The organism is Shewanella sp. MTB7 (genome assembly GCF_027571385.1).
Taxonomy (GTDB): domain Bacteria; phylum Pseudomonadota; class Gammaproteobacteria; order Enterobacterales; family Shewanellaceae; genus Shewanella.
In genome coordinates this window covers 2,696,977-2,712,854 of record NZ_CP085636.1, presented here as the reverse complement: position 1 = coordinate 2,712,854, position 15,878 = coordinate 2,696,977, and the positions used below count along the sequence as shown (strand labels likewise).

The window sequence follows — 15,878 nt, the reverse complement described above, 5'->3', positions numbered from 1 at the left end:
ACTTTACAATTTGATGCTGACTACAACGAGTTGAATAAAATTTCACCAAAATAAAATGACAACTTATTGTATGACACCGTTAATTATTATGCTGTATTTACTGATATTCATAAATCAGTGATGATGTTAGACACGCTAAAACTAGCATCCCCCAGTAGAATGCTAGATAACTTGAGCACGGCTTAAAAAACTCAATTAACAACCTTTTTTGTGATCAGAACTTTCAACCAAGATAAATTATCATACCTTTTACATATCTCACCACCAAGACGTCAAGCATTTTTACACGGATATTTACTTATACCAATCGGTATAAAGATGTGATCTAATCTGAACAGTTAATTTTAATGATTAGGTTACATATGGAAATGCTTAATACCATTGACTTTCGCTCTCTGGCACGACGAGAGAAAAATGCACAAAAGCGGATCCGTCTTTTGGCATTAGCACATTTCAGTGAAGGGCATAACCGCATTGAGATCACGAGTATTCTTAAGGTGAGTCGTACCAGTGTAAACAAATGGGTAAGTGATTTCTTAACCGACGGTTTAGCGGGCCTTGAGCACAAAACATCACCTGGCCGACCTCCATCTTTAAACAAGACTCAATCTAAACAACTCGCAACATTCATTGAGCAGCAAAGTTTATCTGAAGAAAGCGGCAGACTATCGGGTGCTGATATTAATGAATATATTTCTCAGCACTTTGGTATCAATTATGAACCATCAAGTGTCTATAGAATATTAAAGCGGCTAGGTTTTTCTTGGATAACGAGTAGGTCAAAACATCCTAAACAATCCCAAAAAGCACAAGAAGCTTTTAAAAAACTTCCGCTTGGAAACGATCCTTAACATCCCCGGTCATATTGCCCTGGCTCAAGTTGATGTTTGGTTTCAAGATGAAGCTCGTATAGGGCAACAAAACACGACGACACGCTTATGGGCAAAAAAAGGAAGTCGTCCAAGAGTCGTTCGACAACAACAGTTTGAGTACGCTTATGTTTTGGGGCGGTATGTCCGTCGAATGGAAATACCGAAGCGTTGATCACTCCATGGGTAGATAAAAGGTTCATGCGGCAACACCTAAAGTTAATTTCTGAAGCAACTCTTCCAGATCGCCACGCTGTCGTGATCATGGATGGTGCCGGTTGGCATACAAAAGATCTAGATGATGAATTCGATAATCTAACCATGATTAAACTACCTCCCTATTCACCAGAGCTTAATCCTATCGAACAAGTTTGGGGATGGATAAGACAGCGCCATTTAGCCAATAGGTGTTTTGCCAATTATGAGGACATTGTCGAGCAATGCACGCAAGCTTGGAATAGCTTTATTAGTGACATTGATACTGTAAAGAATCTATGCAATCGTTCATGGATAAATCTGACCAGATGATTATACCGATTGGTATTATATCTTTAAATCCAAATTTATTGACGTTATTCTCAACACTGCTGTACCTTACCTCGTCATTTACATTCCCTAAGGAATAATCCTACAGGCATAGAGTTCATTGATTCAACAAGTATTAAAAATCTGTTGTAACTTACTAATTCCAAGGCACAAAATCTTAATACCCCTAGCAAGCTGACGAAGGGGCTGTGGATTCTATGGCTTCAAACTCCACCATGTTGTGGACTACTGAGGCAGTATCGTAGCCGTGAAATAACACCTGCAAATATACATGAGACAAAACCAGTCAAATAGTATAAGTTACAATTTAATATCACAATTGCAGTAATAGGTTAAGTTACAATCATATGTTATCTGTAAGAATCCTAAACTGACTTACTTGTTTAGCATTAGCTATGATACCTTCAGGTTCGACAGGTGAACAACATATATCCTTTACTGAACCTTTGTTTTATCTCAAAAATAAAACCCTTGTTATCAAAGGAATACAGAAAGAGCGGATGATATATTTAATAGACTACTTTATTTCTTCTTTATCGTATGCTTGTTGTGAAGTTAATCCATTTTCTATACTACGCAACTGTCTAGCCATATTTTGATCGACGCCTAAAATATGATCATTAAGCCAACTTATTAAGAATAGATGTAACTCAGTAATAGACGAAGTGTCATGAGGACGTATATCACTAACAACATTAGTTACCCTTTCTAAAAATGTAACATGGGAAGTTACATGATAATTAAAATGCCGAGAATCAATACCTTTACGCACCATATATTCTTCCTCGCACTTAAAATGATAAGAAGCATATAAACTCAATTCATGAAGTAATATATTGAGGTCTTTAATAGGACGGTATCCACAATAAATAAATGCACCAAGCTTGTTTATCAATTCCACAAGATATTCATGTTGTTCATCTACATCATGAAAATTAGTTTTAAAATCATCATCCCAAATAAATATTTTCATACAAGCCTTAATTAAATAACATTTAAAATTTTAACCGTTCATAAATGGAAAAGATATCAAAACTTTGGCTTTACAAACAATATTAAGGTAATCTCCGCCATGATCAATATAGACATTACCATCACTATACAAATCTCAAAAATAGCCATCAATACATAAAGTATCAGAATAACCAGAACCTTGTTAATCACACAATACACGACTTCCTTTTACTTCGCTTCATTCTACTCACTACCTAATATTTCAACTCCTACTTTTTTAACTTTGCGAAGTAGTCATATAGTTTGCGCCGCTATACCCAAAGAAACTAATACCGCTAAATATCAAACTTCTCTAACCTAAACTTATTAATTCATAGAACAGATCCAACTCAACAATTTAGGTATAAACATTAGTCAGGTTCTTATCTACATTTAACCTTCATACATAATTCTATCTAATGAGTGTGTCAATACGGCCTCACCATTAAATAATTTTTCCAGCCCGGTCAGCTTGTTAACGGCTTCTTACTCAACACGCCATACGTGGTTAACACATTATCATCGATAATTTAATAACAATGAACAATCCTAATTAGCGCCTTCTCAACAATATAAAAATATTAGATGATAATCAGTGAATATTCTAAATATTCTCATTTAAATCTAAGAATTGAATAATTTACTTTACCAAGAATGTCAAACCATATCTTATTGCACGAATACAATAACATTTAAAAAAATTATTGTACTCTAATTAAACAATAGATCAACTAACGACAACTATTTACCATAACTTTCACATACTTTAACGATATTACTTTCTTCATTAGTTATCATATCAACTCTGTACTTTAATTTAACCATATCTTCATAACTCCCGTATTTATTATAATATCTTGAAGTTAAATTACTATTATGCGTAACCAAAGACTCCCCCCCTCCCTCTTCCATGGCATTATTTAACTTAAAAATAAATTTTTCAACGTTTCCCCCGTGTTTATAAGTATCAATTCTCAATCTAAAAACATTATAATTATACATAGAAGTGCATAATCCTGATGCCTTATAAACAAACTTACCAATTACTTTTAAACAATTATCATTAACGGTTGAGGAATATTCAATAACTAATTTATAATTCAAAAAATAATTATTTAAGTCTTCAGATATAATAATTAGACTTAACAAGTTATACTGTTCTTCAATTAAATATCCACGTTCTACATGCATAGCAACTTTAATTATATTGTTATATATAACAGAATTAGATAGACTACAAAGGTCATTATAAGCACATAACCAAACACCAGAATATTCAAATACATTTATTGTTTGTAGAAAGTCGGTTACTTTTATTTGAACATCAGCAATGACTTCCTCAACTACATTTACATTATGGACAATTTCATGATTAATTGAACCGTTAACTTCTTTAACACTACTTTCATAGATTTCACTAATATCAAAAAATCTACTTTCCCACATAAGTAATTTTGACGACTCCGAAATATGATGTAAATTGCTTATTTGTTCTCCTGATAGTATAGGGAAATATGAAGGTAGAAAACACTCATTAATCACTTCATTTGCAAGTGCATTTGGCACAATGACACACACTATTAAAATATTAATATACAAATAAATATTTACTGACATAATATGTTAAACAAAATAGTATTTATATCCCTTCCGATAACACATCAATCAAAGCAAATAATCCTATAAATACCCAAATTATCACACCACCTAAGAATGCTGTAGCAGAGTTTTTCAAAATACCCGCCATCGTATTAAAAGTTGTAAGTAAATTCGTTTGAGATTTCATTGATATTTGTTGTAGTGTATTTACAAAAGATGGAAGTTCTGAATAAATAGCGAAATCAAATACCGTTACTTTATCTAATAAACCTGTACGCATAGCTTCGCCGTAACCAAGTCCAGCATTAAGGTTACTTATAACTTTTGTCAAATGCCACTTTAAATATCTATTTGAATTTTCACGTATAAGATTCAATGCATCTATATATGGAACTCCACTATGAAGTAATAAATATAAAGCGACAAGAAAATCTGTCATAACAAACTGTCGGTACATCGAGAATGGAAACACATTAGAGAATAATTCACGAACAGAACCTGTAAACCTGTTTAACAAAATCGTGAATAAAACACTGATTGACAAAAAACTTAATATTAGAACTAGCCAGCCTCCATTATATATCCATAATCCTGTTCCATAGAGCATTGCAGTACTAGTTGGCCATTTTTCAACAGGTACCACAGGAATAAAAGCAGGGAAAACACTAACAGAGTAACCTGCAATAACAACAAAAGTGATTATCACCATGATTAATGGAAACGTTAATGATGAAACAAGTGTAGAGATACATTTACTACGAAATTCATTTAATTGAATTAATGCAATTAATCCACCTTTAATATCCCCAGCCCTATCTGCAGCATGAAAAATGGATAAATCATTTGCAGGAATCACTCCTTCAAAGCAAGAGGCTAAATTAGAACTATTAGCCATATCCTTTAGTATATGCTTCACTTTTATAACAAAAGTCTTACCAAGTAATGATTCGCCTTTATTAACCAATGTTAACAAAGAGTCATAAATAGGCAAGTCACTATCAATCATATCAATTAAAAATTGATATATATAAAGTCTTTCCTTCTTATTAAATTGTTTAAACAGCACCAAGAAACTCCTTAATTTCAGATTCTATAAATAATAACCCACCAAACTCATTCCCAAAATAAGAACTGCATACTCGACCTTTACAAACTAAAAAAAACACCTTTTCTCTTATTGTAAACCCCTCACCAAATCCCTCATGAGAATAAACCCTTCTTTTCTTCCATTCCTCAACTACTAAATCAAAACGGTTATTACCAATGGCTTCAAGTATAGAACTAGTCCCAATAAGATACTCACAAACTAATTGCCTACCTATAATCCCCTCTCTACATTGTTCACATCCATTATCACTTTTATTAAAAAAACCATTCTTTATTTCAACTTTGCAATTCCCGCATAAAAGCGGAATAAGTTTTTGACATTGTAAACCAGCGATAAATCCTGGAGTCGATAGTTTATCGGTTCCAATACCTAAGGAAATTAACCGTGTTAAAAGTGTTACAATGCTCCCTGCATGTACTGTGGTAAAACAATAATGTCCACTTTCAACAGCAGTAGATAAAGCCTTCGCAGACATCTCATCTCTAACTTCACCAATCATCAATACATCAGGGTCTCTCCTTAATGCAGACTTAATAGCATTAGCCATCGCACTTTCATTTGATGCAGTAACAGATGATTGATAACACCCATCAATCTCATACTCTACCGGGTCCTCTACAGACAAGAAAACGCCTCGATTTTCGAAACGATAGTGCGCCATCCATTCTAATATAGTTTTTAATGTTAGTGATTTACCAGATCCCGTTGTACCAGCAATAACATAGATACCAAAAGGTTGTGAAACCATATTCATCACATCAATCTCTTCAAATGAATTTAATCTAAGAAATGATAAATCTGGGTTAATACTTTTTACACTAGGCAAAATTATCCTTAAAACAACATGGTACGATAATCCTCCTTTACCAAATATTGGATTGTGTGCATACCTTAAGCGATATGACATACCATTATGGTTAAATATTATATTTGCATTTTGTGAAACTTGACGGTTCCAAGTAGTCTCTTTCGTAGACGCTAGTATATTATACATTACAAAAATCATCTCATCACATAATTCACTGTCAATTTCATCATGGATTACCTTTGAACCATTAATTCTAAAGCCAATTTGGGCAGTCTGTTCTAAACGAACAACATGTATATCACTAACTTTATTATCAATCGCAGCAATGAACAAAGAGTGAGCCATCATAACTATACTATTATCAACACTAGATATAGATCGCTGTAGAATCGTTTCAAACAAATCACTTTCTATAAACAATATATCTACTGACTCTAACTCTTTATACAAAAATGTGTTAATTACGTCTAAAGCATTGAGAATACTAATCTCAGAACTGATCAAACAACAATTAATACCGCAATGATAAAAAACACCTTTACTTAATAATTTACTATCTGTGCAAAAAGAACTAACAACCTCCTCGCTGTAATTTATAGAGTGAATATTCACTTCAAAATACAACCATTAAATCGAGTGTTAGCTTTTATTAGCTCTACTTTACCATTATGTTCAAACCCTACCAAAGATTGGTTACCAGAACTCCCTGTTTTCAACCTAAATAAAACTGAAGGACATACATTATTGTTATTGACCGTTTGTTCTTGGTTACCAACCTTGGGTGTACTATCATTAGAACTTTTTAATTCTTTCTTTAAAATATTATTTAATTTTGCAAGTTCTATTTTTTGATTCAAACGAGACATTTCCAAGTTATGTTTAACTTGACTATTATACATATCTAAATAAATTGATTCATCTATAGTTTCACTCATATCAAGGTTACCGACACCACTGACATTGGTATCAGCAGCTATTAAAGAGAAAGAAAGTATAGTTGTTATGATAATAATAAAACTATTTGATAGAATTACATTGTACATGAGAAAATACCTTTTAAATTAATAAGTTCTTTATCAAAATCAAGTTGAATTTCATGAGCCGTCGCGTCATGCTCAGCAAAATACAACATACCTAACAATTCATTGGGGCCTTGAAACTCCCAACCGCCAAAGTAAAAATTATTATTAATATTTGTAGTAGTAATACTTTGCTCACCTGCAACTCTTGTTGGAGTTGATATTGAGAGTTTAGCTCCTAGTGGTTGCAACATATTATTCATGACCCCATAGTTCACAAGTACATCATTACAATGCATAATATCAATCAATCTATCTGATTCAAAATCAATGAGATTGCGTGATTTGGCAAGAGAAAACTGCAAGCCTTCATAAGTCAATAGTGTTTTATTTATAATTGGTGAATACTCTTTCCCCATAAATAAAATTGAAGGAATAGAAAAATACCCACCATTATTGTCAACTTCCATCTTACATGAAAATGCACTTACATTAGAGCTGAACTTACAGCTAACACTATCAACCTTCTTTTCTAACAAATCAAACGTTAACCAACTAGTCTTAATATTTGAATATAATTTAAGTAGTGAATCTAACTGAGCTCCACCTAACATTGATGTATATCCATCTCGAACCCTTTGCAATTGGCTAGCTTGTTGCTGCTTCTTCCTTAATTGAATTTCTTTTTCTTCATCTATCTTTTTATTTTCAAAAAAAACATAAATACCAGCCGTAAAAACTAATACCATAACAAACAATATAAATAATCTATTAATTGAGAACTTTCTAAGGCCATATTTCACAATAAAAACACCTTAACTGTCAGCCAAACACCTACAAGTAATAAAGAAGACAACAGTAAATAAAAGCAGAACGTAAACACATTCTTTCTTACCCACTTATTCTTCATACAATTCCACTCATCAACCAATACATCTGTCAATTCTATTTTTCTAAGTTCTTTCATTTCATCACTTATCATATTCATAAGAGATTTATTTACGATCACATCAGAACCTTGGATTAAAAGCCCACCTTTAATGATAATAAAGTAATATTTATCGATATCCAATTGAATAGAATACAATCCATCATTAATGTCACTTGTAATTAATGACGCAATTGTTTTCATGCCTTTTTTTCTTCGATAGAATGGTGATACACTCTTGCTCTCGACACAATCTTTAATAGGCTCACCACCTTGAGCAAATATAATTCTTCTATTAAATAAGACTTCTTCAAAACTATGATTAATCATGTTCAACACTTACAATTATCATTAATTTTGATTTCCTCTCTGTCATATTATCACTAAAAGAGGTTGCCACAATATCATAGTTCCCTCCAGAACTTATATCATCAAATGATGAAATAATCACATACTCTCCAGGAGTAACAATTGTACGTGAAAATGATTCGACCTCCTTCGTGGTTGGCAACATAACACCTGACACTGAATCTAAATTGATAAGTTCACTTTTAGAAAAACCTGAAACCACTTCGACTCTTCCAGTTGACAAAGTTCTTGGTTTGATACTAATACTAATACCAGTAGATAGTTCATTCGTTGTGATACTCTGTGTTTGAGAAAACTCATTCACCACATTGGATATTTCAGATATGTAATTCATATTAGTTAATAAATTAATTGGTAGCGTGTGTCCATTTCTCACAAGAAATGTCCCTTCTTGGATCGTTTTTAATTTACCTGCACCATAACCAAATTCCAATAATGCTTCTAAGTTTTTATCTTTATAAGATATAAAATCTAAAAAAGATTTTTCTGGAGAAATAATACTAGTACTACCACTGTTAATTCCCAAAACAGTGCCAACTGCGAACTTGTTAGACATATCTTCGTCCACAGCAATCACTTTAAAATTTATTTTATATTGTGTATTATGTTGAATTTTTAATTTTTTGAAAAAAACATCAACAATTTCTTTTTGTTTATAACTTGCAAAATAAGATATCGTACTAGTCTGTAATGAAATATCAAATTGATCTAAAGGCATAATCAAACCTAAAGAATTTTCGATCTCTAACCAAAAATTTCCTCCCTCTTTATAAGTAAGACTAGATGCAAATGAGCCACTAGAATCTTTTGCGATACCTGCATCAATTTTGAAATCTGATTCTGTTGCAGCTGAAAAATCAATACTTTCAGTAAAAAACAATCGATCATCAAAAGAAATACCTTCAGCACTCATGCTAATAAATACGTCAAATAACTTACTCACATGAATAAATGCATCATATATAGACCCATTAAAATGAATGTTTTTTAGAGACTTATTGGAACTAGCGAACTGAAAACTCTCTTTCAAATTTATTTGCGGATACTTCAACCTAATGATTGCAATAAAGCCATCAATTGAAATCGGATTTGTGGTATTTATTTCAAAAGTTTCATTATAGTAAAAACTAGGGACATCATCACCACCACGATATACAATATCGCCAATATAATTTGCATCAACCATTTTAACTTTAACCATTTCAGGCACTTCATACTCAAATGAGATATTATCTAAATTTTGAGACGCGCATCCAGAAAGTATTGTTACAAAAAGTAGTGTTAAGTATATGGATTTCAATTTACTTTCCCTCAACCAATAGTGTTCTATTCTTCATGTAGATAGTAAAACTTAATGCAAGGTTGTTAATTAGTAAGTCATCTGCAATTTGATCAATGCATATTTGAAATGCATTTTTATTACAATGATAACTTGTGTCGACACTGAAAATGTAGTCGTTCTTTGCTTTCCAAACAATATTATAACCTTCTTCCTCTCCTAAATGCATTAAAGACTTACTCAACATTTCACCTTTTTTAACCTCAACTAATATCTTATCATCATTGTTTTTAATATTTTTTACTTCTTGTCTTATCAACTCAAACTTTCTAGCGCTACTTTGCATCTTATAGTCAATACCAGTTATTTCTAACAAACCAATAACTTGATATTTATAAGCTTCAAAAGTATTAAAATCCATATCCGTTGATTGATTAGTTGGTACTAACAACTTATATCCACCATTAGAACAATCTTTGTTAAAGCTCTTATTTATCACATCTTCAATGTTATTAAGCTGGTTCCCATCATAAATAAAATCCACTACATCAAGACACTTAGCACTGACAATATTAAACATACTTAAAATCAGAAAAACTATACTAAACTTCATAAAAAAAACCATTAAAACCACCTTCATATTAGATATTTCACATAACTGACGTGTTATTAGATGTCTAATACACATTCTTGTACTAAATAACCTGAAACACCGTTATTAACTGTTTCAAATGGGAGATTTTGCTGATGAATATTAGTTGACTTTACCACTGAACTTATAGCCCAACTATTATTGACATCATCAACTAAAATTTTCACACTATGAACAGGTGCAATCACATCCTGACCATTAACATCCTTTACAACAGCAGCAATATTAGAAAGATAATTCTGTTGTTGACTTTTATAACCGTCAGGGCATTCCCTTTTATCAATTGATTCAACATCTCCAGTTAAATTAAATGTAGTTGATATTGGCGCTAAAGTATTAATAGCTGCAATCTTACTTATTTTATCATCTTGGTCCACGAAATTAAGTATTGTACTATCGGTGGAATCAGACTTAATACACAGTTTACTTAAATTAGGCAACGTAGGATTTCGAGTATCCCAACATAGTCCAGCATCATTCCTATTAATTAGCACTCTACCATTAGACGTTAAGTAACCTTCTGAAAATGATCTCTCTATATCCAATGTGAGGATGCTTTTTAAATCACCTGTATAACTAACTACATCATCTAGCTTTACTAATCTCATTCCTGTTGGACTGTAGATCCATACAACAACAGCGATACCTCGTTCTGCAAACGCAGTATTAAAATAATCTCTTATTGATACAAAATTTATATTTTCAGAACTTGCATCTAATTCAACTTGAAATCGAATGTTTCCAAATGGTCTTCTAGTGGCTCCAGATTCTCTTTCTACAATAAAACTCCTTAGTTTCAAAAGTTCTAATGTTCCATTACATGAAATAGGAAAATTCACAATTGAATCTCTAACATCTAAAGCTCCTAAATGTGCATTAAAACCACTCAAAGGACCACAATCAGCAGACTCATAATTTCTTCGCTGTACATCTGTCCACTCAATATTTTGAGCTTCAAATACAGTTCCACTACCAGCAGAAACCTTATAAACAGGACTTGGTAACCAACGACTTAACTTACTGTTTTCGTTATAAACCTCAAACTCTTTGCGTGAATATAAATCAGTAATGGACTCAATTTCATTAACAACTATATTGATAGAATGTTGAAATTTAGTCTTATTCATATTATTAATGGTAACTATTGTTGCTGAAGATAGAACTAAACCTGCAATAGCCATAACTATTATCATTTCAAATAACGAAAATCCTCTAGATTTTCTCATTTAAATTCACCTCCTTCATAAATGTCAGTAAGTGCCACATCCATGTGGCAATGAATAACACTATTAACGAGAGGCAAATACAACTGTATTTAAAGAAGCTGAGCACGCGGTAGCTATTTCAACAAGAGATGGAATTAGTCGTCCAGTAGGGTCTAAAGTTCTTAAAGCTTGTACACTCTTTAGACTTGTCATCTCAACAGTTGGTATCGCATCAATAGTATCAGCTAGAATAACCTCTACAAAATCCCATTGTGCAGATTGAGTCATAGCAACTTGTGAACATTGCTTTGAACTCAAGCCACTGACAGCAATAGTAAATACCTTGCCATTAGCACCGGCCACTGTTTCCTCTGTAGTACCAGTATTTCCTAGTGAAGAGATATGGAATATGTTGCCAGTAATTGGATTAGTCAATTCTGAAGAACTAATAGCTCCAACTCTAAATAATTGAGCAGCCGGATCAAGTCCTGCGTTTCCTGTTAATGAAGCCGGATCTTCCAGTGCTGATGGAATTAATGAGGCAGCAATGTCAGTTGAAACCGGGTAACCAGACGTTCTAAATGTTGCAGTCAATGCCAATCGAGTCGCGTTAATATTCGAGTTTAGATCAGCAATTGACTTATTATCTAATGCTCTTTGAGCCAATACAACTACACCAGCAGCAATTGTACCAATAATACCTAATACAATGATAATTTCTAATAGAGACATACCATTTTGTTTTCTAATCATTGTCAATTTACTTTTATTCATACTATAAAACACCTTAAATTTTGACATTGTAAATGTCGGTTAATAGATGTTGACAAATTAAACAAGTCAAACATTCCAAATTACAAGACACACTTCTGATGCGTGACACCAGATGTATAACTTGTAGCAATGATGCCATATAGCATTCAATAACCCTTGTTATAAACTACTTAACTCTCACTTATTAACAAGGCAGCCAATTAATTAACTGCAAATTAATTAATGAAAAGCCAACTACCGTAACTTACAAGCCTTAAATCAAGCGTTATTAACTATAGTTAACCCCATAGAAATCGATAATAGTTTCACAGAGTAAACTAACTGTAAAAAGTTCAAATTGCACACCAATGTTACACGGTTAAGTAGACCTTATACTTATATAGAAAAATTAATTAAGTTTAACCATTGATATGTTGACTTGTAATATTAAGCATTTCGAGTGAGAAACATCTATGAGCAAATGGCATGTCTATTTCAAACAGGAGTAATAATCAAACTGAACAAACACGGTCCATCTTTGCCCTAGGCTCACAGCAATGAGTGACATAATTACCATTTGAATGAACGTATTTTCAAGGTATGCCTTACCAATATAAATAGGTAAGTCAAATCTGCTACAATCTCAAGCTACACAATAAGCATTTAAATATTTCATCTGCAAACGCTCCTTAATATCTTAAGTCATATAGTCCTGGTTCAAGTTTATATCAACTTTCAGGATGTCGTATAAGTCAACAGAACATAACTACATGTTTATGGGAAAGAAGGGAAGTAATCCAAGAATCGTTGAGCAACAAAAGTTTGATTATGCCTAATGCTTTCTGGCTGTAACTCCAACAAATGGAAATACCAAAGTTTTATTCACTCCATGTGTAGATGAAGAATTTAAACATCTCACCACAATCAAACTTCCCCCTATTCACCAGTGCTTAACCCAATAAAACAAGTCTAGAGTTGATTGTGGGAATACTATCTAATCGTAATATTTAAGGTTATGTAGAAGAAACCAGTTAAAATGACTAAATTCCAGAATGGAATGTTAAAATATCTTCTGATATTACAATATTGATACTTAGTAGTATTGATATTATAACTATAGAATTAAAGTAATGCTTTTAGCACTTACAAGTTTAACCATAAATTATAGTACCCGACTTGAATTACATATTTTTATCACCATAGTGCAATGTACCATGTAAATATATCTTCACCAAAAACTAAAGAAATCCAACCAGATGCAACAATATAAGGGCCAAAAGGAATAGGTTTGCCAAATTGATATATTTTCGACAGATATAATATAAAGCCTATTATAGCACCAATCACAAACGATATGTACACTACGAGCGGTAATATGCCTAAGCCTAACCAAGCACCTAACAGTGCCATTAACTTAAAATCTCCATGACCAAAAACCGCACGTTTCAGAAAAAATGCCAAGATATAAGCAAGACTATAAAAGCACACATAGCCCAGAACGGCACCTAACACAGCATCTGTAGGTGAAGTAAATTGATGCTCTAAATTCACAATCAAACCAAGCCAAATAAGAGGTAAAGTTATCTGATCTGGCAATATCATCTCATCAAAATCTATCATCATAAGTGTAAGTAAAGATAGTGATAATACAGTCGCCCATATAAACTGTTCAGTAGGCCCAAACTTACAAGCCAAACAAATCACTAATATACCAGAGAAAAACTCTATCAACGGGTAGCGCATTGATATTTTACATGAGCAACTATGACAGTGTCCTTTTAATATTAACCAACCAAAAATTGGAATGTTGTGCCAAGGTTTAATATATGCTGAACACTGTGGACAAGCTGACCTTGTCGAAACTATGTTATAATGGTTGATTGTTTTATAATATTTCTCGTATGTTTCCGTCTCTTTAGTTTTTTTTATAATCTGTGGACTATTATCTTTAAGATACTCATAACTTTGATGTATCCAGTCTCGTTTCATTATAATTGGGAGGCGATATATCACTACGTTGAGAAAACTACCAAAAGTTGCTGAAAAAACAAAAGCAAAAGAATAAAAAACCCAAGGGTAACTAACCATTACATTAACAAAATCTTTCATAGTTTATCCATAGATAAAAATTGCAATTCTAATTTCTTGTACAATTTAAGTGAAAACATTTTAATTGTACATACAAATAATATAAATATATCAATTTATATTTATCAAAAAACGCGACAATTATCGAGTCATTTTTTATTTATATTTTAGACACTATATTAATATCATATCACCAATTACAGTTTTCACCTGGATGAACATCTTTATGTATTGTATCATCTGAAATACTTTCAGGATCATGACAGGCTTCAAGAAATCCACGGTATTCCTTATGTGTACTCGCCCCTGATTGAAAATTGAAGACACCTCGACAAGAGTTCAAAGTATCAGTGATGTCATATTTCGTGCTTCCACTTCTTGGCACATTACACGAAGCACGACGAGAGGAGCCTAAAGCTGATCCTGAATTTGAAGCCCCATTAACTAATCTATCAGGGTGTAGTAATGATACTTTATAGTAATAAGGGCTTTTACTTCCAAAACGTAATACAGCTCTAATATCCTTTTTTTCCGTCCATGGAGGAACTAGATAAGTATTTATTGAATGTATGTCACTTGGGTGTGCTCGTCCAAACGCTAATCCCGAGTATGGTATATCTGACCGCCCTGTATCGTCATGTTGACAATTTACGAAGAAACTTCGGGTTGAATCTCCCCCCAAGAGCCCCGTACTATCTACTCCAGTTACATTGTACGTTGCGCCTAAATATACTGATTGACTTATTGTTTGAGGTTTCCCATCAGTTCCAGTCCAGGATACCGTAAAAACAACAACACTAGAGTCTACCAATTTTGGTACATCATATCTGGTTAACACTTTTCCTTTCTTATCTCCAACTAATTTAATAAATTCATTTGCACCTGCTGAAAGCCGCCAAGTTGCCCCCTCAGTTACATCATATGTGCTACCCCCTTTTTGAACAATTACCCGATATTGAATAATTTGATGCCCAGGTCGCTCTAGATTCCGTTGTGTCCCTCGACCTATCTGACTCCCATAATCTAATCTTGACAAATTGTCGGGATGAAATGTTAACCTGCCCTCAGTAGTCGGCTTTGTGGGTTCAATTTCAGGATAACATTCTAAAGGTGTATCGCTGCTTGGAGAACCTTCAAATTTTTTACAGACGAATTCTGCAAAAAAACTATCATGCATAGTACATAATGGGAAAATAAGAATATCTAAATCAGGATTATTTTTTTCTTGAATCTCTCTATGTTTGCTACGCCATTCATTTGACACCAAAGCCTTACCATATTCAACTTCGCCACCGTTCACCGCAGAGAAAAGAGGGCTTTTTATCTCTGGATACCAACATTTCATTACCGCATTATCACGATCTGCAACCATTTCTCCTGCATTAACAACTAAATTAATGTTCGTACAAAGTAACAACACAAGTAATTTAATACTAAATGGAAAATTTAAGTTCATATGTTCTCTCTAAATTTTGTAATACATGTTGAACACTTGGTTAATATTTAACATTCCGAGTTAGTGATTTTAGACTTGTATCATCCAACGCAGTAAGTCAAATCTAAATTATTATTCTATATTATAGTCAGGACCAATCTGAACAACAGTTAATAATCTAAAAAAGTTTTAACCACAATAAGGAAAGCATCATAGAAACACCTAAC

At 32.8% G+C, this 15,878-nt stretch carries 13 protein-coding genes and 1 pseudogene; 1 reads left to right on the top strand and 13 read right to left on the bottom strand.

The features are described from left to right. Positions 1-368: 368 nt before the first annotated feature. Positions 369-1,397 (top strand): annotated as a pseudogene (locus tag HWQ47_RS11535) (IS630 family transposase). A gap of 535 nt (positions 1,398-1,932) precedes the next feature. Here the strand turns inward: HWQ47_RS11535 and HWQ47_RS11530 are convergent. The 13 genes from HWQ47_RS11530 to HWQ47_RS11470 form a co-directional block, all read right to left on the bottom strand. Further along, complete coding sequence (locus tag HWQ47_RS11530) at positions 1,933-2,388, bottom strand: bacteriohemerythrin (RefSeq protein ID WP_269971257.1); 456 nt, start codon at positions 2,386-2,388, stop codon at positions 1,933-1,935. Between the two features lie 761 nt (positions 2,389-3,149). After that, positions 3,150-3,974, bottom strand: coding sequence for a hypothetical protein (locus HWQ47_RS11525; protein ID WP_269971256.1), 825 nt, complete (start codon positions 3,972-3,974; stop codon positions 3,150-3,152). A gap of 73 nt (positions 3,975-4,047) precedes the next feature. Further along, positions 4,048-5,073, bottom strand: a complete 1,026-nt coding sequence (locus tag HWQ47_RS11520; RefSeq protein ID WP_269971255.1) for a hypothetical protein — start codon at positions 5,071-5,073, stop codon at positions 4,048-4,050. Continuing rightward, complete coding sequence (locus tag HWQ47_RS11515) at positions 5,063-6,535, bottom strand: ATPase, T2SS/T4P/T4SS family (RefSeq protein WP_269971254.1); 1,473 nt, start codon at positions 6,533-6,535, stop codon at positions 5,063-5,065. Before HWQ47_RS11515 ends, HWQ47_RS11520 begins: the two co-directional genes overlap by 11 nt. Beyond that, a complete protein-coding gene (locus tag HWQ47_RS11510) occupies positions 6,532-6,966 on the bottom strand; it encodes a hypothetical protein (protein WP_269971253.1) in 435 nt (144 codons plus the stop codon). The genes HWQ47_RS11515 and HWQ47_RS11510 overlap by 4 nt, the downstream gene beginning before the upstream one ends. After that, positions 6,954-7,745: a hypothetical protein gene (locus HWQ47_RS11505; RefSeq protein WP_269971252.1), complete on the bottom strand. Its 792-nt coding sequence runs from the start codon at positions 7,743-7,745 to the stop codon at positions 6,954-6,956. Before HWQ47_RS11505 ends, HWQ47_RS11510 begins: the two co-directional genes overlap by 13 nt. Next, entirely contained in the window at positions 7,742-8,200 is a 459-nt protein-coding gene (locus tag HWQ47_RS11500; RefSeq protein WP_269971251.1) for a hypothetical protein, read from the bottom strand. Before HWQ47_RS11500 ends, HWQ47_RS11505 begins: the two co-directional genes overlap by 4 nt. Then, the gene (locus HWQ47_RS11495; protein ID WP_269971250.1) at positions 8,193-9,539 is read right to left on the bottom strand and encodes a hypothetical protein; all 1,347 of its coding nucleotides are present in this window, start codon (positions 9,537-9,539) and stop codon (positions 8,193-8,195) included. Before HWQ47_RS11495 ends, HWQ47_RS11500 begins: the two co-directional genes overlap by 8 nt. Position 9,540: 1 nt before the next feature. Continuing rightward, positions 9,541-10,131: a TcpQ domain-containing protein gene (locus HWQ47_RS11490; protein WP_269971249.1), complete on the bottom strand. Its 591-nt coding sequence runs from the start codon at positions 10,129-10,131 to the stop codon at positions 9,541-9,543. A 56-nt stretch (positions 10,132-10,187) separates the two neighbouring features. Further along, a complete protein-coding gene (locus tag HWQ47_RS11485) occupies positions 10,188-11,396 on the bottom strand; it encodes a type II secretion system protein (RefSeq protein ID WP_269971248.1) in 1,209 nt (402 codons plus the stop codon). Between the two features lie 63 nt (positions 11,397-11,459). Continuing rightward, positions 11,460-12,149 (bottom strand): type II secretion system protein, encoded by a 690-nt coding sequence (locus HWQ47_RS11480; protein WP_269971247.1) that lies wholly within the window; start codon positions 12,147-12,149, stop codon positions 11,460-11,462. 1,173 nt (positions 12,150-13,322) lie between these two features. Then, positions 13,323-14,237, bottom strand: a complete 915-nt coding sequence (locus HWQ47_RS11475; protein ID WP_269971246.1) for a prepilin peptidase — start codon at positions 14,235-14,237, stop codon at positions 13,323-13,325. A 169-nt stretch (positions 14,238-14,406) separates the two neighbouring features. Beyond that, positions 14,407-15,672: a hypothetical protein gene (locus tag HWQ47_RS11470; RefSeq protein WP_269971245.1), complete on the bottom strand. Its 1,266-nt coding sequence runs from the start codon at positions 15,670-15,672 to the stop codon at positions 14,407-14,409. Between the last annotated feature and the right edge of the window lie 206 nt (positions 15,673-15,878).

What these genes read in the sequence shown, in the direction of transcription:
- HWQ47_RS11490 (WP_269971249.1), bottom strand. Translation starts at nt 10,131, where the DNA reads ATGAAGTTTAGTATAGTTTTTCTGATTTTAAGTATGTTTAATATTGTC.
- HWQ47_RS11500 (WP_269971251.1), bottom strand. Translation starts at nt 8,200, where the DNA reads ATGATTAATCATAGTTTTGAAGAAGTCTTATTTAATAGAAGAATTATA.
- HWQ47_RS11510 (WP_269971253.1), bottom strand. Translation starts at nt 6,966, where the DNA reads ATGTACAATGTAATTCTATCAAATAGTTTTATTATTATCATAACAACT.
- HWQ47_RS11480 (WP_269971247.1), bottom strand. Translation starts at nt 12,149, where the DNA reads ATGAATAAAAGTAAATTGACAATGATTAGAAAACAAAATGGTATGTCT.
- HWQ47_RS11485 (WP_269971248.1), bottom strand. Translation starts at nt 11,396, where the DNA reads ATGAGAAAATCTAGAGGATTTTCGTTATTTGAAATGATAATAGTTATG.
- HWQ47_RS11475 (WP_269971246.1), bottom strand. Translation starts at nt 14,237, where the DNA reads ATGAAAGATTTTGTTAATGTAATGGTTAGTTACCCTTGGGTTTTTTAT.
- HWQ47_RS11530 (WP_269971257.1), bottom strand. Translation starts at nt 2,388, where the DNA reads ATGAAAATATTTATTTGGGATGATGATTTTAAAACTAATTTTCATGAT.
- HWQ47_RS11470 (WP_269971245.1), bottom strand. Translation starts at nt 15,672, where the DNA reads ATGAACTTAAATTTTCCATTTAGTATTAAATTACTTGTGTTGTTACTT.